The sequence below is a fragment of the Mycobacterium sp. ACS4054 genome, assembly GCF_001667275.1.
GTDB lineage: Bacteria > Actinomycetota > Actinomycetes > Mycobacteriales > Mycobacteriaceae > Mycobacterium.
This window is the reverse complement of sequence record NZ_LZHV01000028.1, coordinates 26,166-48,811: the sequence shown is the minus strand read 5'-3', so window position 1 is coordinate 48,811 and position 22,646 is coordinate 26,166. Positions and strand designations below refer to the sequence as shown.

The window sequence follows — 22,646 nt, the reverse complement described above, 5'->3', positions numbered from 1 at the left end:
CCACCGTTTCCGCGCTCTGCGCAGCCACTTCCATGGCGCTTTTGAACGCGTGCTCGTCGCCCCAACACGCCTCGTCGTCGCCGGGCACCACGCCGGCGGTCTGGACCGGGGCGCCGGCGCCGGCGGGCGGCGGGACCCCGGAGGGCCGCGCCGCCGCGGCGCCGGGGCAGAACATCACCACCCACCTCAGGGCGGCCGACGGCACCGAGGTCGGCACCGCGACATTCCAGTTCAACAACGGCTACGCCACCATCACCATCGAGACGACGGCCAACGGGGAGCTGACGCCCGGCTTCCACGGGGTGCACATTCACAAGGTCGGCAAGTGCGAGCCCAGCTCCGTCGCCCCGACCGGTGGCGCGCCGGGCGACTTCCTGTCCGCGGGGGGCCACTTCCAGAAGCCCGGCCACACGGGCGAGCCGGCCAGCGGTGACCTGACGTCGCTTCAGGTGCGCAGGGACGGCTCCGCGATGCTGATGACCACCACGGAGGCGTTCGCCATGGAAGACCTGCTCACCGGCGAGAAGACCGCGATCATCATCCACGCCGGCGCCGACAATTTCGCCAACATCCCGCCGGAGCGCTACAACCAGAGCAACGGAACCCCGGGTCCCGACCAGATGACGATGAGCACCGGTGACGCCGGCAAGCGGGTCGCGTGCGGTGTGATCGGTGCCGGCTAACAGGGCAACCGCGCGCATCGATTTCGCCCGTTCACCGCGGCCCACCCTCGGCGTGGAGTGGGAGTTCGCGCTCGTCGACGCGCAGACCCGCGACCTGAGCAACGAGGCAACGGCGGTGATCGCCGAGATCGGCGAAAACCCGCGCGTGCACAAGGAGTTGCTGCGCAACACCGTCGAAGTGGTCAGCGGCGTGTGCAATTCCACCGGGGAGGCGATGGAGGATCTGCGCCAAACCCTGGGGCCCGCGCACCGCATCGTCCGGGACCGGGGGATGGAGCTGTTCTGCGCCGGCGCGCACCCGTTCGGGCAGTGGACCACCCAGAAGCTCACCGACGCGCCCCGGTACGCCGAACTGATCAAGCGCACCCAATGGTGGGGACGGCAGATGCTTATCTGGGGCGTGCACGTGCACGTCGGGATCTCCTCGGCGCACAAGGTCATGCCGATCATGACGTCGCTGCTGAAGTACTACCCGCACCTGCTTGCGCTGTCGGCGTCCTCGCCGTGGTGGGCCGGGGTGGACACCGGTTACGCCAGCAACCGCGCGATGATGTTCCAGCAATTGCCCACCGCCGGCTTGCCGTTCCAGTTTCAGACCTGGGCGGAGTTCGAGGGTTTCGTCTACGACCAGAAGAAGACCGGAATCATCGATCACGTCGACGAAGTCCGTTGGGACATCAGGCCTTCGCCGCACCTGGGCACCATCGAGGTGCGGGTGTGCGACGGGGTGTCCAACATGCGTGAGTTGGGTGCGCTGGTGGCGTTGACGCATTGCCTGGTGGTGGACCTGGACCGCAGGCTGGAGGCCGACGAGACGCTGCCGACCATGCCGCCCTGGCACAACCAGGAGAACAAGTGGCGCGCGGCCCGCTACGGGCTGGACGCGATCATCATCCAGGACGCCGACAGCAACGAGCGGCTGGTCACCGAGGACCTCGACGACGTGCTCAACCGGCTCGAGCCCGTCGCGAAATCGCTGAATTGCGTTGACGAACTGGCCGCGGTGGCCGAGATCCCCAGACAGGGCGCCTCTTATCAGCGGCAGCGCCGGGTGGCCGAGGAAAACGACGGCGACCTGCGGACGGTGGTCGACGCCCTGGTGGCCGAGCTGGAGATCTGATGGAACTGGCGATGTTCCCGCTGGAGTCGGTGCTCCTGCCCGATCAGGACCTGCCGTTGCGCATCTTCGAGCCGCGCTATGGTGCGCTGGTCCGGCATTGCCTGGCCACCGGCGATCCGTTCGGCGTGGTGCTGATCTCGCGGGGACGTGAGGTCGGCGGCGGCGAATCACGTTGCGATGTCGGCGTTTTGGCCAGGATCACCGACTGCGTCGAGCACGGCGCGGGCCGGTACTCGATGCACTGCCGCACCGGAGAACGGATCCGGGTGTCGCAGTGGCTGCGCGACGAGCCCTACCCACGCGCGACCGTGGCGGTCTGGCCCGACCAGCCGGGCGATCCGGTCACCCCGGCCCAGCTGCGCGAGGTCGAGGACGCGGTGATGGCGCTGTTCGAGAGGATCGCCGACGCGCGCGGCCTGGCGCTGCCGGGCCGCGAGGCGATCCTGGGCGACGACGCGGCCGGCGATCCCGGGGAACGCCTGTACGCGTTGGCGTCCCGCATCCCCATCGGCACCGCCGATCGATACACGGTGCTGGCGGCGCCGTCGGTCGCCGAGCGCCTGACCGCGCTGCGCGAGGCGGTGGCCGCGGTGGCCGAGGTGGTGGAGTTCCAGCTCTCCGAATAATCCGACAGGGGATCAGATGAAGGTGCATCTGCAGGTCAACGGCTCGCCGGTGGACGCGGCGGCCAGCGCCGACGGCCTGTTCACCTTCGAGGGCCAGCACGACGTGTTCTTCCCGCTGATCGTCGCCGCCGGCACGACCGGCCTGGAGCTGATGACCAACGTGGCGATCGCACCGCCTCGCAGCCCGCTGCACCTGGCGCACGCCGCTTACGACCTGCAGCTCTACAGCGGGGGGCGGTTCCGGCTCGGCCTCGGCTCGCAGGTGAAAGCCCACATCGAAAAGCGTTACGGCAGTAAGTGGGAGCGGCCCGCGGCCCGAATGGCCGAAACCATTGCGGCGATCAAGGCGATCTTCGCAGCCTGGGAAGGCCGCGCCCGCTTGGACTTTCGCGGCGAATTCTTCACCCACACCATCATGGCGCCCAACTTCAATCCCGGGCCCAACCCGTTCGGGCCGCCGCCGGTGTTGCTGGGGGCGCTGGGCCCGGTGATGACGCGCACCGCCGCCGAGGTGGCCGACGGGTTGCTGGTGATGCCCTTCAACAGCGGCCGCCACTTCGCCGAGCGCACCCTGCCCGCCGTGGACGAGGGCTTGCGGCGCTCCGGGCGATCCGCCGAGGACTTCGAGATCATCGTCCAGGCCATGGTCGCCGTCGGCCGCGACGAGGCGGACCTGGCCGCTGCGAAAGCCGGTGTCGCGGGCCTCATTTCGTTCTACGGCTCGACGCCGGCCTACCTGCCCGTGCTTGAGGCCGAGGGCTGGGCCGACGTCCAGCCCGAGCTAAACGCCCTGTCCAAACAGGGCCGCTTTCCCGAGATGCGCCGGCTGATAAGCGACGAGATGGTGGCCCGGATCGGGATCGTCGGCACCCCCGAGGACTGCGCGCAACAGATCGCCGCCCGGTTCGGCGAGCACGCCGCCGAGGTGTGCTGCTACTTCCCGGGTTATACGCCGGCCGCTGCGGACGTCGCGGACCTGATCGGCGCCCTGCACCGCACACCGGCGCTGCGATGAGCCCGGACGTGACGGTCGATGTCGACGCGGGCGTGGCGGTGCTCACGCTCAACCGGCCCGAGCAACTCAACGCCTACACCGCCGAGATGGGCGCGCTGCTGAGCCGGGCGTACGCCGACTGCGACGGCGACGACGACGTCCGGGCCATCGTGGTGACCGGGGCCGGGCGCGCCTTCTGCGCGGGCGCGGATTTCTCCGGCGAGACAAGCCCTTTCGACGCCCCGGGTGAGGAATTCTCGGCGTCGCCGATCGCCCCGGCCGCCTTCGAGTTGCGCAAGCCGGTCATCGCCGCCGTCAACGGCCACGCGATCGGCATCGGGCTGACCATCGCGTTGCAGGCCGACCTGCGTTTCGTCGCCGACGACGCGAAATACGGTGTGGTGCAAGTGCGCCGGGGCGTGCTCCCCGACTGCATGGCGCACTGGACGTTGGCGCGGCTGACCACGCTGGGCGTGGCCGCGGACATTCTGCTCACCGGGCGGACCTTCGGTGGGGCCGAGGCGGCGGCGCTCGGCATCGCGAACCGGGCGCTGCCCGCGGGGCAGGTGCTCGACCACGCGGTGACGGTGGCCCGCGACATCGCGGTCAACGTGGCGCCCATGTCGGCGGCGCTGTGCAAGCGACTGCTGTGGGATACCGCGATCAACGGCTACACCCCGCGGCAGGTCGCCGCGCTGGAAACCCAACTGCACCAACGGGTGATGGGCGCCCCCGACGCGGGCGAAGGGGTCGCGGCCTTTCTCGAGCGCCGGCCGCCGTCGTTCACGTCGCGACTGTCGGAGGAGTGGACCGCGCTGCCCGATCCGTGAGCTGCTCGGAGAGCTCCCACCACCGCGCCGCGCGCTGCCCGTCGCGGGCGTAGGGGGCCGCCCGTTCGCTGACGCGGCAGTCTTCGAGGTAGAGCCCGCCCCGGTCGGTCAGCTCCGGGCTGACCGCCGCCCACACCTGGGTGGCCGCGCCGCGCTCTGGCGTCGTGACGTCGAGGGACCCGCCGGCCAGCTCGCGCAGCTGGGAGAAGTCCGCCCGCGACATGTGCCGCGCGAGCGCGGTGGCCACGGTGCCGGGATGCACGGCGTAGGCGCGGATTCCGCGATCGCGCAGCCGCCGGTCGGCCTCGACGGCGTGCAGGATGTTCGCCGTCTTCGACGCGCCGTACGCGACGAACTTGTCGTACGGGTGGCGCTCCCAATTGGGGTCGTCGAAGTCGACGTCGCCCAGGACGTGACCGCCGGACGACAGGTTGACGATCCGGGCCCCGCCGGCGGCGGCCAGTTGCGGGACGAGCAGCCGGGTGAGTTCGAAGTGCCCGAAATGGTTTGTGCCCAGCTGCATTTCGAAGCCGTCGCGCGTCCTGCCGAACGGCGTGAACATGACACCGGCGTTGTTCATCAAGACGTCGATGGCCGGGGCGATCTCGCGAATCGCGCCGGCCGCCGCGCGCACCGCGGTCAGCGCGGTGAGGTCAAGCCGCACCCGGGACGTGACCGCGCCGGGCACCTCGGCCGCGATCCAACGGGCGGTCGCCTCCAACGCCTCGGCGTCGCGGGCGGCCAGGACGACATGCGCGCCGGCCGCCGCCAGCGCCCGCGCCGACTCGCGCCCCAGCCCGGAGGACGCGCCGGTGATCACACAGACCTTGCCGGACAAGTCGACTCCGTCGACGATCTGCAGCGCGGTCGGATCCTCGGTCATGCCGGTATAGGCTGCCACACCGCCGCGCGGGCCATCAGCCGCGGCGCCACCACCCGATGCAGCGGGCCGACGACCGTCCAGACGGCTCGGGCGGTGAGCCGGCGGCGGTAGCGCACGCGGGTGGTGAGGGCGGCCCGCCGATCGTCCTCGCGGCGCAGCGTCAGCTCGCCGTCCATCAGTGGCCCCCGCGCGCGCAGCACGAGTTCGTCGTGCTCCGACCGCACGATCGTCCAGCCGATGGGGTGATCGGGCGACGAGCCCGGCCCGAGGTCGAACCTCAGCACGTGGCGGTGGATCCACGGCACGATGCCCCCGCCCGGGGCGTGCCCCAGGGCGTCGCGGAACATCTGCTCGGCGCCGCGCGAATCCCCTTGCGGGAGCGGCACTTCGAACACGTCGGTGTAGTCGGCCCGCTCGGCGGCCGCCGCGATGTGTTTCAGCGTCCGGCGGACCACCACGCGGTGCCCGCCGCTGCCGATGACCAGCGCCCGGTAGATCGTCCCGTGCAGGCCGGGGAAGGCCGCCCAGGTGGCCGCGCGCACCCGGGTGCCGCCCGCCGGATCGTCGTCCAGCTCGAACACCCAGCGGTACACCGCGAACGGGTGCCGGCCCTTCAGCGCGAACCGCGCCGGCGGTCGCGCCTCGTCCAGCACGAAGCCGGGCGGCACGGTCGACGGGTCGCCCGGGTCCCGGCACAGCACCCGCAGCAGCGCGGACCACGTGTCCGCGCGCTCCGCGTCGACGGTTATGGCATGCTCATCGATATAGGGTAATCGTTCCATATAGAAGGAATGTACTAGATTATGGCCCCTCCGCGGAAGCATGAAACCGATGTGATCCTCGACGCAGCCCGGACGCTGGTGCTCGACGGCGGGCCGCGCGCGGCCAGCGTCGCGGCCATCGCCAAGGCCAGCGGCGCCCCGGCGGGCACGCTGTATCACCGGTTCGGCAACCGGGACGGCATCCTGACGGCGGCCTGGCTGCGCGCGCTCGAACGCTTCCAGGCGCGGGCGCTGGCCGCTGACGCCGCGACGGCGGCGGACACCGCCATGGAAACGGCGATAGCGATGGCGGTGTCGGCCGTCAGATTCGCGCGCGAGCTGCCCGAGGACGCCCGCCTGCTGCTGACGATCCGGCCAAGCGACCTGCTCGACGACGAACCCGACGCCTCATTCCGGGAAACCCTGGCCGCGATGAACGCCCCGTTGACCGAGCGCCTCGCGGTGCTGGCGCGGCAGCTGTACGGGAACAGCAGGCCGCGGTCGGTGGACGCCGTCGCGCGAGCGGTCGCGGACCTGCCCTACGCCGTGGTGCGCCGCCACGCCCACGACGACCCGATGCCGTCCTGGCTGGAAAAAGACGTCGCGGCCTCGGCGCTGGCCGTGCTACGGAGCTTTGGCGAAGGCCCGTAGCGACTCCACCTGCATGGGATCCAATGAGGGGCGCACGATTTGGCGCGCCGCGGCGATGTCGGCGGCCGTCACGTCGGTGGCGTCGATGGACCGCCGCATCGCGGTCAGGGCCGCCTCCCGCAGCAGCGCCACGCAGTCGGCGGCGCTGTAGCCATCGAGCCCGGCGGCCACCTCGTCCAGGTCGACGTCGTCGCTGAGCGGCACGGATTTGCCTGCGGTGCGCAGTATTTCGCGGCGCGCGGCCGCGTCGGGCGGTTCGATGAACACCCGCCGCTCGAGGCGGCCAGGGCGCAGCAGCGCCGGGTCGATCAGGTCCGGCCGGTTGGTGGCGCCCAGCACGACGACGTCGCGCAGCGGGTTGACGCCGTCGAGCTCGGTGAGCAGCGCGGCCACCACCCGATCGGTCACGCCCGAGTCGAAGCTCTGCCCGCGCCGGGGCGCCAGCGCGTCGATCTCGTCGAGGAACACCAGCGAGGGGGCGGAGTCGCGGGCGCGCCGAAACAGTTCGCGGACGGCCTTTTCGGAGCTGCCCACCCACTTGTCCATCAGCTCGGATCCCTTGACCGCGTGCACGGACAGCTGACCGGTGCTGGCCAGCGCGCGCACCACGAAGGTCTTGCCGCAGCCGGGCGGCCCGTACAGCAGCACCCCGCGGGGCGGGTCGACCCCCAACCGGGCGAAGGTGTCCGGGTGCTGCAGCGGCCACAACACGGCCTCGGTCAACGACTGCCGGGCCTCGGCCATGTCGCCGACGTCGTCCAGGGTGATGTTGCCGACGGCCACTTCCTCGCTGGCGGAACGGGACAGCGGCCGGATGACCGTCAGGGCACCGACGAGGTCCTCCTGGTTCAGCTCCGGCGGCCGGCCGTCGGAGCTGGCCCGCGACGCCGCGCGCAGCGCCGCCTCGCGCAGCAGCGCGGCCAGGTCGGCCACCACGAAACCCGGTGTGCGCGCGGCGATCTCATCGAGATCGAGCACACCGGCGGGCACCGATTTCAGCAGTGACTCCAGCAGCGCCTTGCGGGTCCCGGCGTCGGGCAGCGGCAGGCTCAGCTCCCGGTCGCACAGGTCCGGCGCGCGCAGCCGGGCGTCGAGCTGGTCCGGCCGCGCGGAGGTGGCGATCAGGGCGACGCCCTCGGTGGCCACCGCGGTGCGCAGCTCGCCCAGGATCAGGGCGGCCACCGGCTCGGGGGTGGCCGGCAGCAGCGCGTCCACGTCGGTGATCAACAGGACGCCGCCGCCGTCGCGGACGGCCCGCACCGCCGAAGCGACGACCTTGAGCCGGTCTTCCGGCGCCAGCGCGCCCACCTCCGGGCCGTCCAGGTTCACCAGCCGGCGGCCCGCGCACACCGCGCGCACCAGCGTCACCTTGCCGACGCCGGCCGGGCCCGACACCAGCACGCCGAGGTTGGCGCCGGCGCCCAGGGTCTTGAGCAGGTGCGGCTCGTCGAGCGCGAGCTTGAGCCATTCGGTGAGCTTGGCGGCCTGCGGCTGCGAGCCCTTGAGTTCCTCGACCACCGTGTCCGGCGTGGTGACCTCGATCGATACGGGCGACGACGTCCCGGTGCCCGACGGGACGCCCACTCCCCAGGAGACCAGCGAATTCGGTTGCACGCTAACGGGTCCCTGCGGATCCACGCCGGTGACGGTCAGCAGCTCCGAGGTCCAGCTGATGCCGACCGAGGCGGCCAGCGCGCGGGCGGCGGCCGACGTCGAGAACGGCGGGCCCAGGTCGCGGGGCAGCAGCGAGACGGCGTCGCCGACGGTCAGCACCTTGCCGAGCAGGGCCTGCCGCAGGGTGACCGGGGCGATCGACTGGCTGGCGAGCGACGAGCCGGACAGCGTCACCGACCGGGCGCCGTAGACGGTGACCGCGCCGACGATCACCGCGGTGCCCTCGCGCAGCCCGGCGTTGGACAGCGTCACGTCGTCGAGCAGCACGGTGCTCACCGGCGTGTCCGCTCCGGCCAGGCCCGCCACCGCCGCGGTGGTCCGCGAGCCGGTCAGCGCCACCGCGTCCCACTCCCGAATGCCAAGCGCGGCAATGGCGCTCGGATGCAAGCGAACGACCCCGCGGCGCGAGTCCACGGCGGAGGTGTTCAACCGCGCGGTGAGCGTGAGCTGACGGGGCGCATCCTCGCCCGGCCGGCTCATGGCAGGCGCCCGCCCGGCTTGCGCAGGCCGAGCCGCGCCATGGACCGGCGGTTCGGCTGCGCCCGGCGGGTCGCGCGTCGCGCGGCGCGGCGCTGCTTGGGTTCCTCGGACCACGCCTCGGGGTGCGCGGCCAGCCAGCGCTGGTTGCGGACCGCGAACGGCACGTGGCACAGGTAGGCGATGATGATGACCCAGATCAGGACGTAGGGCGCCAGCACCGCCGCGGCCGCGCAGATCGCCAGCAGCGCCAGCAGCGGCGCGGCCCAGCTGGGGGGCACCGCCGCGGCGTGCATCTTGCGCATCGGGATCTTGCTGATCATCAGCATCGACGTCCCGGTGATCCAGATGCACAGGAACGTCGTCGACGTCCACCAGCCCTCCCCGAACTGCAGTTTGAGCCCGATCAGCCCGATCATCGACACCGCGCCGGCCGGCGCCGGCATGCCGACGAAGAACTCGTGGGTGTAGGCGGGCTGGCTGCCGTCGTTCTGCAGCGCGTTGTAGCGCGCCAGCCGCAACACCACGCAGACGGCGTAGAGCAGGATCACCACCCAGCCGGCCGGCGACTTGGTCAGCATCGTCACGTAGAGCACGATCGCCGGTGTGACGCCGAAGTTCACCGCGTCGGCCAGCGAGTCGATCTCCTCGCCCATCCGCGACTGGGCATCCAGGATGCGGGCCACCCGCCCGTCCAGCCCGTCGAGGATGGCGGCCGCGGCGATCAACGCCATCGCCGCCTTCGGCTGGTGCTCGAGGGCGAACCGGATCGAGGTCAGGCCCGCGCAGATGGAGAGCACGGTCATCGCGCTGGGCAGGATCTGCAGGTTGACCGACGGCCTGCCGCGCGGCTTGCTGATCATGACAGCTCGGCCAGCACGGTCTCGCCCGCGATCGCCCGCTGGCCCTGAAAGACCAGCGGTTCGGCGCCCGGCGGCAGGTAGGTGTCGAGCCGGGAGCCGAACCGGATCAGCCCGTAGGTGTCGCCGATGGTGAGCTTGTCCCCGACACGCGCGTCGCAGATGATGCGCCGCGCCAGCAGCCCCGCGACCTGCACCGCCACCACCTCCGCGCCCGCGGGCGTCCGGATCCGGAGGCTGGTGCGCTCGTTCTCGGTGCTGGCCGCCGCCAGATCGGCCGAGCCGAAGCGGCCGGGCCGGTGCTGCATGGCGATCACCTCGCCGCTCACCGGCGCGCGCTGGACGTGGGCGTCCAGCAGCGACAGGAAGATGCTCACCCGCGGCAACGGCGCGTCACCCATGCCGAGTTCGGCGGGCGGGGCGGCGGAATCGATCACGCAGACCACCCCGTCGGCGGGGGCCACGATCGCGCCCGGCCGGTTCGGCGGCACCCGGGGCGGGTGGCGAAAGAACCCGGCGCAGGCGCCCGCCGCCAGCAGGCCGGCCCGCCGAATCCACCGGTGCTTGCGGCCGGCGAGCGCCACCGCCAGCCCGCCCGCGATGAACGGGCGGCCGGCGGGGTGGACCGGCGGAACGGTTGCCCGCACCAACTCCAACGCGTGCTGCGGGCTGAACGTTGGCTCCTCGGCCGTGGGGCCGATTGGGCGGGGGCGTCGTGCCACGCGGCCATCTTACGAAAGCCGTGGCCGGTTGGTTCGGGCCCGCACGGGGAACGCCCACCTTCGACATGCAACCGATTGACGAGTGGGCGCCGCGACTGCGCGGCGCGAAGGTCGCCGTCACCGCCGTGTTCATCGCCCACGCCGTGGGATTCTCCTCGTGGGCCGCCCACATTCCGTCCGTCAAGGCCGAGCTCGGCCTGTCCGACGCGGCGCTGGGGACGGCGCTGTTCGGGGCGCCGCTGGGCTCGGTCGTGGCCACGCTGCTCAGCCATTGGGCGCTGCCGCGCTGGGGCAGCCACCGGCTGATTCCCGCGACGGCCGCCGGCTACGCGCTGGCGGGGACGACGGTGGGGCTGGCGCGGTCCGGGGCGGCGCTGTTTGCGGGGCTTGCGGTGTGGGGGCTATTCCAGGGCGGGCTGGACGTCGCGATGAACACCCAGGCCGGCACGGTCGAGCGGCTGGCCCGGGCCCCGATCATGGCCCGCTTCCACGGCATGTGGAGCCTGGGCGCGCTGCTGGGCGCCCTGATCGGCGCGGGATGCGTGGCCGCGGGCATCGGCCTGACGCCCCAATTGGCGGCGGTCGGGTTGGTGGTGTTGATCGTCGTCGGCGTGCTGGCGCGTGGGCTGATCCCGGACTCGGCGGCCGGGGTGTCACCCCAAGAGCGGTCCAAGCGGTCCTGGTTGACGCCGACCGTGGCGATCCTGGCGGCGGTGGCCTTCGTGTCCTTCCTGTGCGAGGGCGCCGCCACCGACTGGTCGGCCAATTACCTGCGCAATGTCGTCGGCGCCGGCCCGGGGATCGCCGCGCTCAGCTACGCGGCCTACACGCTGACCATGGTCGTCACCCGACTGGGCGCGATACGCCTGCACGCGCGGGTCTCGGCCCGTCGGCTGCTGCCGGTGCTCGCGCTGTTCGCGGCGGCGGGCATGGGGGTGACGCTGGTGGCCGCCAATCCCGTTGTCAGCGTTGCCGGTTTCGCCTGTTTGGGGGTCGGCGTCGCGCTGCTGGTGCCGACCGCGTTCAGCGCCGCCTATGGCGCCGGCGGGGCGGGCTCGGCCATCGCCATCGTTGCGGCGACGGGCTGGCTGGGCTACCTGCTGGGGCCGCCGCTGATCGGCCACCTGGCCGATCGGGTCGGGCTGTCGGCGGCCCTGGTGACGATCCCGGTGCTGATGACGATCGTCGCCCTGGCCATCCGCTGCGCGGCAGCGTTCGACCGCGCCGACGAATTTCACCGGCAGGTGGCCACCCCCGCCGGCTAGGTGAGATCCCAGACCTGCAGCTCGGTGCCCTCCGGCACCTCGACGACGTCCTCGGGGATATCCAGCAGCGCGTTCGCCGACGCCAGCCAGCGCAGGTGGTGCGAGGCCGGCGGGCCGTAACTGGTGACCGTGCCGGCGGCGCGGTCCAGCACCGCGCGGCGGAACTGCCGCTTGCCCCGCGGCGAGGTCAACGACTCGGTGAGCACCGCGGCCCGGTGCGGGCGGTCCGCGTCCGGCAGGCCCATCGCGCGGCGCAGCGCGGGCCGGATGAACACCTCGAAGGACACCAGGGCGCTGACCGGGTTGCCGGGCAGGGTGACGATCGTCGCGCCGGCCACCCGGCCGATGCCCTGCGGCATGCCGGGCTGCATCGCGACCTTGACGAACTCGACGCCCTGGTCGCCCTCGCGGCCGAAGGCGTCCTTGACGACCTCGTAGGCGCCGGCGCTGACCCCGCCGCTGGTGATGATCAGGTCCGCCTCGCCGGCGTACTCGTCGATGAGCGAACTGAACTGTGCGACATCGTCTTCGGCGGTCGCCACCGCGATCACGTCGGCCCCGGCGTCGCGGACGGCGCCGGCCAGCATGATCGAATTCGACTCGTAGATCTGCCCCGGCCGCAGCGGATCGCCCGGCGTCACCAGCTCCGACCCCGTCGATATCACCAGCACCCGCTGGCGGGGCAGCACCGGCAGCTCGGCCATTCCCAGCGCCGCCGCCAGGCCGAGCACGGCCGGCGTCACCACCTGGCCGCGCCGCAGCACCGTGGTGCCGGGGGCGACGTCCTCGCCCGCGCGCCGGATGTGCTTGCCGGGCTCGCGCGCCGCGCGGATCGACACCACGTCCACCCCGCCGTCGGTGTCCTCGACCGGCACCACGGCCGTCGCCCCGGCCGGCAGCGGCGCGCCGGTCATGATGCGGTGCGCGGTATTCGGTTGCAGCGTCAACTCGTCGGTGCGCCCGGCGGGAATGTCCTCGGCGACCTTGAGCACCACCGGATGCTCGGGGGTGGCGCCGGAGATGTCCTCGGCGCGCACCGCGTAGCCGTCCATCGCGGAGTTGTCGAAGACCGGCAGCGCCAGCCGGGCGACCACGTCGTCGGCCAGGGCCAGGCCCTGCGCCACCGCCAGCGCCGCGGTGGCCGCCGGCCGGGAACGGATCAGTTCGGCGACGACGCGCTGATGTTCTTGGACCGACCGCACCTGGCCATTATCGGCCCGCCGAATTGGGCGGGCCGACGTAGAGTCGAGAACGTGATTACCGGGATGGCCCACACCGGGGTGTGTGTTCCGGACTGCGAGGCCGCCGTGGCGTTCTATCGCGACGTGTTGGGCCTGCGTGTGCTTTCGCCGCCGTATGTCATGAGCGGTAACGCCATTCGCGACGACATGGGCGAGCTGGTGTCCGACCCCAGCATGAAGGCGGCCATCGTGGGATTCGACGGCGACGGCGACCGCGTGCTCGAGGTCATCGAATACCTGAACGCCGACGGCGGCAGCGCCGGTCGGACCCTGACCGATCACGGCCTGTCGCACGTCGGGCTGATCTGCGAGGACCTCGACGCCACCCGGGCGGAGTTGGAGAGCAAGGGCGTGCGTTTTCTGGTCAACGGCATCGCGGAGGTGGCCAGGGTCCGCACCACCTGGTTCGTCGACCCCTGGGGCGTGGTGTTCATCCTGGTGGAGAAGAGCCGCCCGCAGCGCCCGTACTACGCGCAATGGGGATGAAGCCGACCGTCGGGATCATCGGCGCGGGCGCCGGTGGCATCGCCATGGGCATCCAGCTGGCCGAGGCCGGCCACGAGTTCACCATCTTCGACCGGGCCGACGGGTTCGGCGGAACGTGGCGGCACAACACCTTTCCCGGTGCGGCGTGCGACGTCCCTTCGCACCTGTACTCGTATTCCTTCGCGCCCAACCCGCGGTGGAGCAAGACGTACGCCAACCAGCCCGAGATCTTGGCCTACCTCGAGAAGGTGGCCGCCGGCCACGGGCTGGCCGCGCGCCTGCGCGCCAACACCGCGGTGGTGACCGCCCGGTGGTCGGACACCCGGCATCGTTGGACCCTGGTCGACGGCGACGGTGGTGACCACGAGTTCGACGTCGTGGTCAGCGCCGTCGGGATGCTCGACGTGCCCTACATTCCGGACATCGCCGGGGCGAACCGATTCCGGGGACGCCAATTCCATTCGGCGCGTTGGGATCACAGCAAGTCCACGGCAGGCGAGCGGGTGGCGTCCATCGGCACGGGCGCCAGCGCCATCCAGTACGTCCCCGCGATCGCGCGAGAAACCGCGCACCTCACCGTTTTTCAGCGGACCCCGATCTGGATCGCACCGCGGTTCGACTTCCCGTTCACGCCCGAGCAGCACGAGCTGTTCGAACGCCATCCCGAGATGGCGCAGAAGCTGCGCGACGAGGCGTTCGACGCCTACGAGTCGGCCAGCTTCGACGTCGATGCCGACCAGACGCGCGAGGCGACCGAGCTGGCCCGCAGTTACCTCATGCGCAAGGTGACCGACCCCGAGCTGCGGGCCAAGCTGACGCCCGACTATCCCGCGGGTTGCAAGCGGCCGCTGATGTCGCGCGACTGGTACCCCACCTTCGCGCTGCCCAACGTCTCGCTGGAGACGACCGCCATCGCCGAGCTGACCGAACGCGGGGTGCGCACCGTCGACGGCGTCGAGCACCGCGTCGACACCGTCATCTACGGCACCGGGTTCACCGCGGCCGACTATCTGGCCAGCATCGACGTGTACGGGACGGGCGGCCGCCGCCTCGCGGAGGATTGGCGCGGCGGCGCCGAGGCGTACCTCGGCACGCTGGTGGCCGGGTACCCCAACTTCTTCACGCTGTACGGCCCCAACACCAACGGCGTCAACTCCATCATCTACATCCATGAGGCGCAGACCACCTTCGTCCGGCACATTCTCGACGCGATGCACGCCCGCGGCGCGCACACCGTGGAGGTGACGCCCGACGCGCAGCGCCGCTACAACGACGAGCTACAGGCCGCGATGGCGGGCAAGGTGTGGCTGGCGTGCAGCAACTACTTCCGGCATCCCAGCGGGAAGGTGGTCACCCAATTGCCTTACAGCGGGCGGGTTTTCTTCGAGCGCACCCGCGAGCTGGTCGAGGCCGACTACCGCTTCGGTCGGTGACTTGTTGGCGGCCTGAGCCGCCGCCCGCGCAGCCTGGCGGACGCGGTCGGCACCGGCCGCAGGCCCGGCCGCCGGGGCCGTTTGACCCGCTCCGCGGTCCTGATCGGGGCGCTGAACGCCGTCTCGACCTTCATCCGCAACCATGCCGCGGCGCGCTTCGACCTGACCTGCACCGCCAAACCCTACGACGGGCCCGGGGCGCGCATGGCCGTCGGGCGCAGAAAGTTGGCCGACCGTTCACCGCCGGCTATTGGACCCAGTAATTGTCGTGGCGGATGAACCACTCCCGTCGCTCGTCGTCGGTCATGTCGGCCAGCGCCCCGAACCCCTCGAAGTAGGCCTCGCGGGGTGCACCGGGCGCGAACAACATCAGGACCGACGCCGGCTGGTCGGCCTCGTTGCGGAAGCCGTGCACGCCGCCGGGCGGGACGTAGAGGAAATCGCCCGGATGCCCGTCGACCCACTCGTTGCCGTCGAAGAGCTTCATCGTCCCGGACAGCACGAAGAAGGCCTCGGACATCGCCCGGTGGAAGTGGGCCGGGGGCCCGCCGCCGGCCGGGGCGATGTCGACCCGGTACAGGCCGTAGTCGCCGTCGGTGGCCTGCTGGTTGGCCAGGTAGTGGTATTTGGTCCCGAAGGTTTCGTAGTCGGGCGGCGCGTCAGCGCGCTTGAGCCAGGCGCTGATCTCCGGCTCGTCCTTGGTGTATCGGGGCGGGGGATAGGGCGGGACGACGAGCGACATGCCTCCAGTGTGGCGCGTCGGCGGCTACCCGGCCGCTCCGGCGAATCGCCGCTCCCACGCCGCCATGTCGTCGAGGTCGACCGTCGTGACCGACATCCGGTCGGGACCGACGAATCGCGCGACCGACGCGGTCAGCGCCTCGGCGCTGTGGCCGCCGGCTGCCAGGCGGGAGCTGACGTGAAATTCGCCGGCGAACCAATCGACGCGGCGCAGGGCGCGGCTCGCCGGGAGGATTTCATGTTCCGCCCCTTCGCAATCCACCTTGAGCAGCCGGCATCGCCCCGGCACGTACTCGTCGAAGATCGCGTCCAGCGTCGTCGAACGGACCTCGGCGGTGGGGTAGCCATCCGCGCGGCCGTGGTAGCAGCCGGCGCCCCCGCTGTTCAGCGGCGGCCGCGCGATGCGCACCGTGCGCCGGTCGCGGGTCAACGCCAGCGGCACCACGACCACGTTGTCGACGCCGTGGGCGGCGACGTTGGTGCGCAGGTGGGCGAGGTTGAGCGGTTCCGGCTCGATCGCGATCACGGTGACGTACGGGTTGCGCACCGCGAGCCAGATCGCGACCATCCCGACGTGGGCGCCGACGTCGACGACGACGTCCCCGGGTTCGAACGTGATGCGGCCGAGCCCGTAGCCGTCCATGGCGAGTTCGGTCGCGACCACGCCCGCCGCGATCGATCCCGGCTCATCGACGATGCGCAGCCGCGTGCCCGCCACGTCGTAACCCTGCAGCACGCCCGCCATGGGCCTTATTCTCCCCGTCAGTCGACGGGGTAGACGACGCCAGTTAGCTCCTCGGAGACGGCCCACAGCCGGCGCTGGACGTCGACGTCGTGCGACTTCGCGCTGGAGGACACCAGTTTCGGGTAGCCCCGGGTTTCGGCGAACCCGTCGGGGCCGTAGTACTGGCCGCCGAGCACGCCGGGATCGGTGGCCGCGCGCAGCGTCGGCAGGGCGCCCATGGCCGCGTCCTGAGCGATCACCGAGAAGAAGACGTTGACGAGCGGCCGGACCGCCGTGGGCACGTAGCGGCCCAGCTCGGTGTTCGACCCGCCGGGATGGGCGGCGGCGGCGATCGTCGTCCCGCGCGGGGCGAGGCGGCGCTGCAGCTCGTAAGTGAACAGCAGGTTGGCCAGCTTGGCCTGCCCGTAGGCGGCGACCCGGTTGTAGGAGCGCTCCCACTGCAGGTCGTCGAAGTGGACGTCGGCGAGGATGCGGTGGCCCATGCTGCTCACCGTCACGACCCGCGATCCGGGCAGCGGCAGCAGCCGGTCCAGCAGCAGGCCGGTGAGCGCGAAGTGGCCCAGATGGTTGGTGCCGAACTGCATCTCGAAGCCGTCTTTGGTGGTTTCCTTCGGCGTGTACATGACGCCGGCGTTGTTGATCAGCAGGTCGATGCGGTCGTAGTCGGCCTTGAGTTGCGCGGCGGCGGCCCGGACGGACTCCAGCGACGTGAGGTCGAGCTCCTGCAGCGCGACCTCGGCGTCCGGGCTGGCGGCGGTTATCCGCGCGGCGGCGTCCTTGCCCTTGTCGAGATTGCGCACCGCGAGCACGACGCGGGCGCCGCGGCCGGCCAGCGCGGCGGCCGTCTCGTAGCCGAGGCCGGTGTTGGCCCCGGTGATGACGGCGACGCGACCGGTCTGGTCGGGAATGTCGGATGCGGTCCACTTGGCCATGGGAAGCTCCTCGAGCTAGTAAGGTAAACGGGGCGAGCGCTCCGGTTGATCGCAACTATACGGAACGCACGCCCCGCTTTGTCAACCGGTGAGGGGTGAACTCTTGGCGCAGCCCGCGCGACCGCTGCGCGCCGACGCGGCGCGCAACCGCGCGCGCGTGCTGGACGTCGCCTACGACACCTTCGCTGCCGAGGGCCTGTCCGTCCCGATCGACGAGATCGCCCGGCGCGCGGGGGTCGGGGCCGGAACGGTCTACCGGCACTTCCCGACGAAGGAGGCGCTGTTCACGGCGGTCATCGAGGACCGGATGCAGGGCATGGTGGACGACGGCCGCGCCCTGCTGGAGACGGCCGGGCCGGGTGAGGCGCTGTTCGCGTTTCTGCGCTCGATGGTGCTGCACTGGGGACCCGCGGACCGCGGCCTCGTGGACGCCCTTGCCGGCTACGGGATCGACATCGCGTGCGTGGCGCCCGAGGCCGAAGACGCCTTCAAGGCCATGCTCGGCGAGCTGCTGCACGCAGCGCAGGAGGCCGGCACCGCCCGCCGCGATGTCGAGATGCGGGATCTGAAGGCGATCCTGGTCGGCTGCCAGGCGATGCAGGCGTACGACGCGGCGCTGGCCGAGCGGGCGACCGACGTCGTCATCGACGGTTTACGCCCGCCGCGATAAGGGCGAACTGTCCTTGCACTCGGCATAGGCGAGTGCTAAGAATGACGTTGGCACTCGCGACTGGCGAGTGCTAGGTCGGGACGGTGAGACCAGCAGACACCTGGGGTCGTCCGTCGCGGGCACTGCACCCGGCCAGCGTAAGTAATGGGGTGGCCACGCTGTGGTCACCCGGTGTCATTCCCGATCCGGAGGAATCACTTCGCAATGGCCAAGACAATTGCGTACGACGAAGAGGCCCGTCGCGGCCTCGAGCGGGGGCTCAACGCCCTCGCCGACGCGGTAAAGGTGACGTTGGGTCCCAAGGGCCGCAACGTCGTCCTGGAGAAGAAGTGGGGCGCTCCCACGATCACCAACGATGGTGTGTCCATCGCCAAGGAGATCGAGCTGGAGGACCCCTACGAGAAGATCGGCGCCGAGCTGGTCAAGGAAGTCGCCAAGAAGACCGACGACGTCGCCGGTGACGGCACGACGACGGCCACGGTGCTGGCCCAGGCGCTCGTCAAGGAGGGCCTGCGCAACGTTGCCGCGGGTGCCAACCCGCTGGGCCTCAAGCGCGGCATCGAGAAGGCCGTCGAGAAGGTCACCGAGGTCCTGCTCAAGTCCGCCAAGGACGTTGAGACCAAGGAGCAGATCGCGGCCACCGCGGCCATCTCCGCGGGCGACCAGTCCATCGGCGACTTGATCGCCGAGGCCATGGACAAGGTCGGCAACGAGGGCGTCATCACCGTCGAGGAGTCCAACACGTTCGGCCTGCAGCTCGAGCTCACCGAGGGCATGCGGTTCGACAAGGGCTACATCTCGGGCTACTTCGTCACCGACGCCGAGCGTCAGGAAGCCGTCCTCGAGGACCCGTTCATCCTGCTGGTCAGCTCCAAGGTGTCCACCGTCAAGGACCTGCTGCCCCTGCTGGAGAAGGTCATCCAGGCCGGCAAGCCGCTGCTGATCATCGCCGAGGATGTCGAGGGCGAGGCCCTCTCCACCCTGGTGGTCAACAAGATCCGCGGCACCTTCAAGTCGGTGGCGGTCAAGGCCCCCGGCTTCGGTGACCGCCGCAAGGCGATGCTGCAGGACATGGCGATCCTCACCGGTGGTCAGGTGATCAGCGAAGAGGTCGGCCTGTCGCTGGAGAGCGCCGACGTCGCGCTGCTCGGTAAGGCCCGCAAGGTCGTCGTCACCAAGGACGAGACCACCATCGTCGAGGGTGCCGGTGACACCGACGCCATCGCCGGGCGCGTGGCCCAGATCCGCCAGGAGATCGAGAACAGCGACTCCGACTACGACCGCGAGAAGCTGCAGGAGCGCCTGGCCAAGCTGGCCGGCGGTGTTGCGGTGATCAAGGCCGGGGCCGCCACCGAGGTGGAGCTCAAGGAGCGCAAGCACCGCATCGAGGACGCGGTCCGCAACGCCAAGGCCGCCGTCGAGGAGGGCATCGTCGCCGGTGGTGGCGTGGCCCTGCTGCAGTCGGCGCCGTCCCTGGAGGAGCTCAAGCTCACCGGTGACGAGGCCACCGGCGCCAACATCGTGCGCGTGGCGCTCGAGGCTCCGCTGAAGCAGATCGCCTTCAACTCCGGGCTGGAGCCCGGCGTTGTCGCCGAGAAGGTTCGCAACGCGAAGGCCGGCACCGGCCTGAACGCGGCCACCGGCGAGTACGAGGACCTGCTGAAGGCCGGCGTTGCCGACCCGGTCAAGGTCACCCGCTCGGCGCTGCAGAACGCGGCGTCCATTGCCGGGCTGTTCCTGACGACCGAGGCCGTCGTCGCCGACAAGCCGGAGAAGGCGGCCGCTCCCGCGGGCGACCCGACCGGCGGCATGGGCGGCATGGACTTCTAGTAAGTCAACGAAGAAGCCCGGTCCCCTCTGGGGGCCGGGCTTTTTCGTGCGCGCCGAGTGTGAAGCTGGCCGCACGTTCGGCGCCGAGCGTGCAGCCAGCCGCACATTCGCTGATCCGGGAGTTCGACCGCGTTTTTGGGTAACTGATGTACTGAACGTTCGATCAGTTGGGCACGGGAGGACCAGGCAATGGGCAGATCGTTATGGCGCGCGGCTTTCGGAGCGATTCTTGGCTGCGCTCTGTGCGTCTTGGTCGCGCCGACCGCAGCTGCCACGCCGGACCCCTGTTCGGCCAGCGGGTTGGCCGCGGTGGCCAGCGGGGTCCTAAATTCGGCCAGCGGGTATCTCGACGGCCATCCCGACGCCAATAGCGTTCTGACCGCCGCGGCCGGCCAAACGCCCGCCGACGCGAGGGCTTCGGTGCGTGGCTACTTCCTCGGTCATCCCGGTGAAGCGCTCGATCTCAAGGGCATTGCGCAGCCGCTGCTCGACCTGCGCGGACGGTGCAACACCTCGGTGTCGCCGGACCAACTGGCGGCGTTGTTCGACGCGCTGTCCGGCTAACCGCGTGGCGGCCTAGGGTGAACGGCGTGGCCCTACCGACACCCAATCCCGCCAGCACCGCCGTGGTGACCGGCGCATCGTCGGGCATCGGCGCCGACATCGCCCGCGAGCTCGCCGACCGCGGCCACGGCGTCACGCTCGTCGCCCGCCGCGAGGACCGGCTGCGCGAGCTGGCCGACGAACTCTCGGGCAGCGTCCGCGTCGAGGTGATCGCCTGCGACGTGGCGGACGCGACGGCCCGCGCCGGCCTCCTCGAGGAGGTCGACCGCCGCGGGTTGACCGCCGACATCCTGGTCAACAACGCCGGCATCGGCACCATCGGCTCGGTCACCAAGACGCGCGTCGAGGACGAGATCGCCCAGGTGCGGGTCAACGTCGAGGCCGTCATCGACCTGACCACCCGCGCGGTCCAGCAGATGGTCGCGCGCGGACGCGGCGCCATCCTCAACGTCGGCTCCACCGCGGGGTATCACCCGTTCCCGGGTCAGGCCGGCTACTCCGCCACCAAGGCGTTCGTGAAGACCTACACCGAGGGGGTGCGCGGCGAGCTCGCCGGCACCGGCGTCACGGTCGCCCTGCTCTGCCCCGGGCCGGTGCGCACCGACTTCCTCAAGAACGCGGGCATGGACGAGCGCACCTTCGCCGACGCCTTCCCGAAGTTCATGTGGATGCCCTCGCGGGACGTCGCGCGAACCGGGGTCGACGCGCTCGAGCACGACCGCGGCACCGTGATCGCCGGGCTGCCGAGCCAGCTGTCCACGCGGCTGTTCCAGTTCATGCCGCGGCGCGTGCTGCTGCCGCTGTTGAAGAACCAGCACCCGGGGCTGCGCAGGGATCGGTCAGCCAGCTAGCGGCCAGCGCCGCATCCAGCCCTCCACCGGCAGCGCGAGCGCGTTGCACAGCGTGCAGATGGTGCGATACCAGCCGACGGCCGTGAGCAATTCGATCCGCTGCTCGTCAGAAAGGAAACGCCCCAGTCCTGTCCAAGTCGCCTCCGACCACGAGCCCGTGCGCTCCAACTCGTCCACCGCCTCGATCAGCGTGCGCTCGTCCGGGCCCCACCGTGGGTCGTCGGCGCCGCCGGTCACCAGCGCGTCGCATTCGTCGTCGCTGACCCCGGCGATCGGCCCCCAGAACGCCGCCTGCCCGCCCCACTCGTACTCGCAACCCAGCAGCGCGCAGATGCGCAGGATCGCGATCGTCCGCGTGCGGGCCGGCAAAAGCGCTGAGACATAGAGTGATTCGCCGAGCTTACGCAGCCGGGTGGCCAGCGCCGGGTGGCGCTGCAGGCAGCGCACCAACACCAGCGGCTCGTAGGTGCGGTCCGGGTGACCCCAGCTGTTGATGCCGGCGGCATCTTCCTCGCTCCACGGCGGGGCGAGCGGAGCGACGCGGCTCACTTGGAGAACACCACGCAGTCGTGCAGGCAGCCCTTGGCCGCCTCCGGCGAGTCGGGGCCGGCGTCGCGGTGCAGCAGCGCGCGGGTGGGCACGACGCCCAGGCGAACGGCGTCGCCGGCCTCGGTCACCTCGGCCGTGCCGTCGACGATCAGCGAGTAGCCGCCCGGCTCCGTCGGGGGCCACAGCAGCGTGACGTCGCGGCGCCTGGCCAGATTCTGTTGGGTGCGGCCGCCGATGAGCCCGATGTCGAGCCTGGCCTCGCCCAGCTGCGGCTCGACCGTCACGGTGTGCACGCGGTAGTCGTCATCGACGGTGACCAGGTAGGCGTACGGGTAGTCGGGGAGAGCGGCGGCGAGCCGCTCGAAGTCCACGCTCTTCTTCGTGCGCATGATGCTCAGGATAGGCGCGGGCCGGGCGGCTACAGCGTGCGCGGAACCCGCGCCGCCGGCAGGCCGAACGTGAGCTGGCCGCTGCTGCTGAAGTGGAAACCGAGGTTCTGCAGCACCTGCTGCCAGGGCGCCAGCTTCTCCACGGCCGCCGAGGCGTCGGCGTGGTAGCCGTACATCGCCTCGACGTCCGAGGCCCACATCTGGTCGTAGGCGGCCTCGATGTCGGCGATCGCCGGGGTGTTCTGTCCCAGCCAGTTGGTGGACGACAACGCCTGCGCCAGCGCGCGGTTGGCCGCGACCACTGCGGGCTGCACGGTGGCCGCCAGCGCCCCCTCGAACGCGGCCGCGACGGCCGAGGCCTGGCTGGACACCGCCTCGGCCTGCGCCGCCGCCGCGCTGAGCCAGCTGACGTAGTGCGTGGCGAGCGCCATCATCGCCGCCGACGACGGCCCCTGCCAGGATCCGTTGGCAAGATTTGACGTGACCGAAGAAAACGACGATGCTGACGATGCCAGGTCCTCGGCCAACCCGTCCCACGCTTCCGCGGCAGCAAGCAGCGGCCCGGCTCCGGGACCCGAGAAGATTCGTGCCGAGTTGACTTCTGGCGGCAACCACGCAAAATGCGGGCTCGTCACCGGCTCAACTTACCTGGGATTTGGCCGCTTTGGT

The 22,646-nt window shown here is 71.1% G+C and carries 25 protein-coding genes; 13 read left to right on the top strand and 12 right to left on the bottom strand.

The genetic code is table 11. From position 1 onward, the window contains the following. The first annotated feature begins 32 nt into the window (after positions 1 to 32). The 5 genes from A5730_RS05490 to A5730_RS05470 are packed head-to-tail and all read left to right on the top strand — an operon-like array spanning position 33 to position 4,253. Complete coding sequence (locus A5730_RS05490; protein WP_067896717.1) at positions 33 to 683, top strand: superoxide dismutase family protein; 651 nt, start codon at positions 33 to 35, stop codon at positions 681 to 683. Then, the gene (locus A5730_RS05485) at positions 673 to 1,803 is read left to right on the top strand and encodes a glutamate--cysteine ligase (protein ID WP_067896714.1); all 1,131 of its coding nucleotides are present in this window, start codon (positions 673 to 675) and stop codon (positions 1,801 to 1,803) included. The genes A5730_RS05490 and A5730_RS05485 overlap by 11 nt, the downstream gene beginning before the upstream one ends. Beyond that, on the top strand, positions 1,803 to 2,429 hold the full coding sequence (locus tag A5730_RS05480) for an LON peptidase substrate-binding domain-containing protein (protein WP_067896712.1): 627 nt from the start codon (positions 1,803 to 1,805) through the stop codon (positions 2,427 to 2,429). Before A5730_RS05485 ends, A5730_RS05480 begins: the two co-directional genes overlap by 1 nt. A gap of 16 nt (positions 2,430 to 2,445) precedes the next feature. Beyond that, positions 2,446 to 3,444: a TIGR03617 family F420-dependent LLM class oxidoreductase gene (locus A5730_RS05475; RefSeq protein ID WP_067896709.1), complete on the top strand. Its 999-nt coding sequence runs from the start codon at positions 2,446 to 2,448 to the stop codon at positions 3,442 to 3,444. Beyond that, positions 3,441 to 4,253, top strand: a complete 813-nt coding sequence (locus A5730_RS05470; protein WP_067896704.1) for an enoyl-CoA hydratase/isomerase family protein — start codon at positions 3,441 to 3,443, stop codon at positions 4,251 to 4,253. The genes A5730_RS05475 and A5730_RS05470 overlap by 4 nt, the downstream gene beginning before the upstream one ends. Here A5730_RS05470 and A5730_RS05465 read toward each other — a convergent pair. Both A5730_RS05465 and A5730_RS05460 read right to left on the bottom strand, forming a co-directional pair. Continuing rightward, the gene (locus A5730_RS05465; RefSeq protein ID WP_067896701.1) at positions 4,207 to 5,136 is read right to left on the bottom strand and encodes an SDR family NAD(P)-dependent oxidoreductase; all 930 of its coding nucleotides are present in this window, start codon (positions 5,134 to 5,136) and stop codon (positions 4,207 to 4,209) included. The genes A5730_RS05470 and A5730_RS05465 overlap by 47 nt on opposite strands. Further along, positions 5,133 to 5,918, bottom strand: coding sequence for a DUF2867 domain-containing protein (locus A5730_RS05460; RefSeq protein WP_067896699.1), 786 nt, complete (start codon positions 5,916 to 5,918; stop codon positions 5,133 to 5,135). Before A5730_RS05460 ends, A5730_RS05465 begins: the two co-directional genes overlap by 4 nt. A 21-nt stretch (positions 5,919 to 5,939) precedes the next feature. Between A5730_RS05460 and A5730_RS05455 the strand changes: the two genes are divergently transcribed. Continuing rightward, positions 5,940 to 6,548 carry a TetR/AcrR family transcriptional regulator gene (locus A5730_RS05455; RefSeq protein ID WP_067896696.1) on the top strand — a complete coding sequence of 203 codons (609 nt, stop codon included), beginning with the start codon at positions 5,940 to 5,942 and terminating at the stop codon, positions 6,546 to 6,548. Here A5730_RS05455 and A5730_RS05450 read toward each other — a convergent pair. Genes A5730_RS05450 through A5730_RS05440 form a run of 3 tightly spaced genes read right to left on the bottom strand, consistent with a single transcriptional unit; the run spans position 6,522 to position 10,281 of the window. Beyond that, complete coding sequence (locus A5730_RS05450; protein WP_067896693.1) at positions 6,522 to 8,702, bottom strand: AAA family ATPase; 2,181 nt, start codon at positions 8,700 to 8,702, stop codon at positions 6,522 to 6,524. The two genes, A5730_RS05455 and A5730_RS05450, sit on opposite strands and share 27 nt — an antisense overlap. Continuing rightward, positions 8,699 to 9,562 carry a CDP-diacylglycerol--serine O-phosphatidyltransferase gene (gene pssA / locus A5730_RS05445; RefSeq protein WP_067896691.1) on the bottom strand — a complete coding sequence of 288 codons (864 nt, stop codon included), beginning with the start codon at positions 9,560 to 9,562 and terminating at the stop codon, positions 8,699 to 8,701. The genes A5730_RS05450 and pssA overlap by 4 nt, the downstream gene beginning before the upstream one ends. Beyond that, positions 9,559 to 10,281 (bottom strand): phosphatidylserine decarboxylase, encoded by a 723-nt coding sequence (locus A5730_RS05440; RefSeq protein WP_067896688.1) that lies wholly within the window; start codon positions 10,279 to 10,281, stop codon positions 9,559 to 9,561. The genes pssA and A5730_RS05440 overlap by 4 nt, the downstream gene beginning before the upstream one ends. A gap of 65 nt (positions 10,282 to 10,346) precedes the next feature. Between A5730_RS05440 and A5730_RS05435 the strand changes: the two genes are divergently transcribed. Then, the gene (locus A5730_RS05435) at positions 10,347 to 11,546 is read left to right on the top strand and encodes an MFS transporter (RefSeq protein ID WP_067896685.1); all 1,200 of its coding nucleotides are present in this window, start codon (positions 10,347 to 10,349) and stop codon (positions 11,544 to 11,546) included. Here A5730_RS05435 and glp read toward each other — a convergent pair. After that, a complete protein-coding gene (gene glp, locus A5730_RS05430; protein WP_067896682.1) occupies positions 11,543 to 12,748 on the bottom strand; it encodes a gephyrin-like molybdotransferase Glp in 1,206 nt (401 codons plus the stop codon). The two genes, A5730_RS05435 and glp, sit on opposite strands and share 4 nt — an antisense overlap. Before the next feature lie 51 nt (positions 12,749 to 12,799). Here glp and A5730_RS05425 point away from each other — a divergent pair, with 51 nt between their 5' ends. Together A5730_RS05425 and A5730_RS05420 are read left to right on the top strand one after the other, a co-directional pair. Next, complete coding sequence (locus A5730_RS05425) at positions 12,800 to 13,273, top strand: VOC family protein (RefSeq protein WP_067896679.1); 474 nt, start codon at positions 12,800 to 12,802, stop codon at positions 13,271 to 13,273. Continuing rightward, on the top strand, positions 13,264 to 14,706 hold the full coding sequence (locus tag A5730_RS05420) for an NAD(P)/FAD-dependent oxidoreductase (protein ID WP_067896676.1): 1,443 nt from the start codon (positions 13,264 to 13,266) through the stop codon (positions 14,704 to 14,706). Before A5730_RS05425 ends, A5730_RS05420 begins: the two co-directional genes overlap by 10 nt. 247 nt (positions 14,707 to 14,953) lie before the next feature. Here A5730_RS05420 and A5730_RS05415 read toward each other — a convergent pair whose 3' ends face one another. The 3 genes from A5730_RS05415 to A5730_RS05405 are packed head-to-tail and all read right to left on the bottom strand — an operon-like array spanning position 14,954 to position 17,124. After that, positions 14,954 to 15,448: a cupin domain-containing protein gene (locus tag A5730_RS05415; protein ID WP_067896673.1), complete on the bottom strand. Its 495-nt coding sequence runs from the start codon at positions 15,446 to 15,448 to the stop codon at positions 14,954 to 14,956. A 24-nt stretch (positions 15,449 to 15,472) separates the two neighbouring features. After that, positions 15,473 to 16,192 carry an FkbM family methyltransferase gene (locus A5730_RS05410; protein WP_067896670.1) on the bottom strand — a complete coding sequence of 240 codons (720 nt, stop codon included), beginning with the start codon at positions 16,190 to 16,192 and terminating at the stop codon, positions 15,473 to 15,475. Between the two features lie 17 nt (positions 16,193 to 16,209). Beyond that, the gene (locus tag A5730_RS05405; RefSeq protein WP_067896667.1) at positions 16,210 to 17,124 is read right to left on the bottom strand and encodes an SDR family NAD(P)-dependent oxidoreductase; all 915 of its coding nucleotides are present in this window, start codon (positions 17,122 to 17,124) and stop codon (positions 16,210 to 16,212) included. A gap of 103 nt (positions 17,125 to 17,227) precedes the next feature. Between A5730_RS05405 and A5730_RS05400 the strand changes: the two genes are divergently transcribed. From A5730_RS05400 to A5730_RS05385, 4 genes are all read left to right on the top strand, one after another. After that, positions 17,228 to 17,794, top strand: a complete 567-nt coding sequence (locus A5730_RS05400) for a TetR/AcrR family transcriptional regulator (RefSeq protein ID WP_067896664.1) — start codon at positions 17,228 to 17,230, stop codon at positions 17,792 to 17,794. Positions 17,795 to 17,998: 204 nt separating this feature from the next. Beyond that, positions 17,999 to 19,624, top strand: coding sequence for a chaperonin GroEL (gene groL, locus A5730_RS05395; protein ID WP_055400660.1), 1,626 nt, complete (start codon positions 17,999 to 18,001; stop codon positions 19,622 to 19,624). A 189-nt stretch (positions 19,625 to 19,813) separates the two neighbouring features. Then, a complete protein-coding gene (locus A5730_RS05390; protein WP_067896662.1) occupies positions 19,814 to 20,188 on the top strand; it encodes a heme-binding protein in 375 nt (124 codons plus the stop codon). Between the two features lie 26 nt (positions 20,189 to 20,214). Then, positions 20,215 to 21,039, top strand: a complete 825-nt coding sequence (locus A5730_RS05385; RefSeq protein WP_067896726.1) for an SDR family oxidoreductase — start codon at positions 20,215 to 20,217, stop codon at positions 21,037 to 21,039. Here the strand turns inward: A5730_RS05385 and A5730_RS05380 are convergent. From A5730_RS05380 to A5730_RS05370, 3 genes are read right to left on the bottom strand one after another with little or no spacing between them, the layout of a single operon-like run. Beyond that, positions 21,028 to 21,588, bottom strand: a complete 561-nt coding sequence (locus tag A5730_RS05380; protein ID WP_067896659.1) for a carboxymuconolactone decarboxylase family protein — start codon at positions 21,586 to 21,588, stop codon at positions 21,028 to 21,030. The two genes, A5730_RS05385 and A5730_RS05380, sit on opposite strands and share 12 nt — an antisense overlap. Then, positions 21,585 to 21,977, bottom strand: coding sequence for a pyridoxamine 5'-phosphate oxidase family protein (locus tag A5730_RS05375; protein ID WP_067896656.1), 393 nt, complete (start codon positions 21,975 to 21,977; stop codon positions 21,585 to 21,587). Before A5730_RS05375 ends, A5730_RS05380 begins: the two co-directional genes overlap by 4 nt. Before the next feature lie 29 nt (positions 21,978 to 22,006). Further along, a complete protein-coding gene (locus A5730_RS05370; protein ID WP_082946719.1) occupies positions 22,007 to 22,612 on the bottom strand; it encodes a PPE family protein in 606 nt (201 codons plus the stop codon). Positions 22,613 to 22,646 lie beyond the last annotated feature (34 nt).

Excerpts from the sequence above, each read along its gene's own strand:
- A5730_RS05375 (WP_067896656.1), bottom strand. The coding sequence starts at position 21,977 with ATGCGCACGAAGAAGAGCGTGGACTTCGAGCGGCTCGCCGCCGCTCTC.
- A5730_RS05465 (WP_067896701.1), bottom strand. The coding sequence starts at position 5,136 with ATGACCGAGGATCCGACCGCGCTGCAGATCGTCGACGGAGTCGACTTG.
- A5730_RS05490 (WP_067896717.1), top strand. The coding sequence starts at position 33 with ATGGCGCTTTTGAACGCGTGCTCGTCGCCCCAACACGCCTCGTCGTCG.
- A5730_RS05460 (WP_067896699.1), bottom strand. The coding sequence starts at position 5,918 with ATGGAACGATTACCCTATATCGATGAGCATGCCATAACCGTCGACGCG.
- A5730_RS05435 (WP_067896685.1), top strand. The coding sequence starts at position 10,347 with ATGCAACCGATTGACGAGTGGGCGCCGCGACTGCGCGGCGCGAAGGTC.
- A5730_RS05480 (WP_067896712.1), top strand. The coding sequence starts at position 1,803 with ATGGAACTGGCGATGTTCCCGCTGGAGTCGGTGCTCCTGCCCGATCAG.
- pssA (WP_067896691.1), bottom strand. The coding sequence starts at position 9,562 with ATGATCAGCAAGCCGCGCGGCAGGCCGTCGGTCAACCTGCAGATCCTG.
- groL (WP_055400660.1), top strand. The coding sequence starts at position 17,999 with ATGGCCAAGACAATTGCGTACGACGAAGAGGCCCGTCGCGGCCTCGAG.
- A5730_RS05405 (WP_067896667.1), bottom strand. The coding sequence starts at position 17,124 with ATGGCCAAGTGGACCGCATCCGACATTCCCGACCAGACCGGTCGCGTC.
- A5730_RS05410 (WP_067896670.1), bottom strand. The coding sequence starts at position 16,192 with ATGGCGGGCGTGCTGCAGGGTTACGACGTGGCGGGCACGCGGCTGCGC.
- A5730_RS05455 (WP_067896696.1), top strand. The coding sequence starts at position 5,940 with ATGGCCCCTCCGCGGAAGCATGAAACCGATGTGATCCTCGACGCAGCC.
- A5730_RS05450 (WP_067896693.1), bottom strand. The coding sequence starts at position 8,702 with ATGAGCCGGCCGGGCGAGGATGCGCCCCGTCAGCTCACGCTCACCGCG.
- A5730_RS05470 (WP_067896704.1), top strand. The coding sequence starts at position 3,441 with ATGAGCCCGGACGTGACGGTCGATGTCGACGCGGGCGTGGCGGTGCTC.
- A5730_RS05420 (WP_067896676.1), top strand. The coding sequence starts at position 13,264 with ATGGGGATGAAGCCGACCGTCGGGATCATCGGCGCGGGCGCCGGTGGC.
- A5730_RS05475 (WP_067896709.1), top strand. The coding sequence starts at position 2,446 with ATGAAGGTGCATCTGCAGGTCAACGGCTCGCCGGTGGACGCGGCGGCC.
- A5730_RS05415 (WP_067896673.1), bottom strand. The coding sequence starts at position 15,448 with ATGTCGCTCGTCGTCCCGCCCTATCCCCCGCCCCGATACACCAAGGAC.
- A5730_RS05390 (WP_067896662.1), top strand. The coding sequence starts at position 19,814 with ATGGGCAGATCGTTATGGCGCGCGGCTTTCGGAGCGATTCTTGGCTGC.